This is a genomic window from Campylobacter sp. BCW_4341, from assembly GCF_001764255.1.
Lineage (GTDB): Bacteria > Campylobacterota > Campylobacteria > Campylobacterales > Campylobacteraceae > Campylobacter_D > Campylobacter_D jejuni.
In genome coordinates, this window is record NZ_MKAH01000004.1 from 1 (window position 1) to 1,079 (window position 1,079).

General features: G+C 32.2%; 1 protein-coding gene. It reads right to left on the reverse strand.

Annotated features, from left to right (window positions below; genetic code table 11):
- On the reverse strand, positions 1-1,079 hold a 1,079-nt coding region (locus AJN70_RS00040; RefSeq protein WP_261669642.1), incomplete at its 5' end, for a methyl-accepting chemotaxis protein.

Consider the following 1,079-nt stretch of genomic DNA (forward strand, 5'->3'; position numbering starts at 1 on the left):
TTAAAACCTCTTCTTCTTAACATCTTCTAAGATATTATTAGCTATATCACTTACTGTACTAGAAATAATAGCTGATTCATTAGCAATTTCAACATTATCTTTAGTAGTTTGATCAATTTGAGCTACGCTATCATTGATTTGAGTAATACCTGCAGTTTGTTCTTTAATACTTTCTGCCATATCATTGATAGATTGAACAAGTAAATTAGTATTAGCTTCTATTTCAGATAAAGACTTTTGAGTTCTCTCAGCTAGTTTTCTAACTTCATCAGCCACAACAGCAAAGCCTCTACCATGTTCTCCAGCACGAGCCGCTTCAATAGCTGCATTTAAAGCTAGAAGATTAATTTGATCTGCAATATCACCTATGATACCTGTAACATTTTTAATCTCTTCAGATTGAGTGATAACATCACTAGTTTTAACTGAAACATTTTGCATAGAAGAAGTGATCTCTTCTAAAGCTGCTGCAGTTTCTTCTAAAGATTGAGCTTGAGAATTTGAAGAAGTGGTTAAGCTTTGAACAGCAGTTTGTAATTTTCCACTTTCATTAGCTAAAGCATTAGCAAAGTCTGAACTTTGTTTTAGCATTTTAACTATTTCATCGCCTAAAGCATTGGTAGTTAATTCAACACTTCCTGAAGCATTAGAGATTTTATTTCTAAAATCTAAGCTTTTGTATTCTTCAAATATTTTATGAATAACATTCATATCAGAACCTACTCTAGCTTGTAAAACATCAAGAAGTTTATTTAGAACATTTTTAAGTTCAATAAGTTGCGGGTTTCTTGGATTAGCAGTAATTCTTGCTGTTAAATTACCACCTTCTACAACTGATACGGTTTGAACTGATTCTTTAACAGCTTGATTGTCTTGTTCTAAACCTTTTTTAGTAGCAAGGATGTTTTCGTTGATAGCACTTGAGATTTGTCCAAATTCATCATTGCTTTTTACTTCTATAGTAGAAACATTTTTTGTTTTATGGTTGATGAAGTCAAAGAATGAAGCCAAACCTGTTTGGATAGCTGCAAGTGGAGAGAGATATTTTGATACGATGAAATAAAGGAGGATGACGCTAA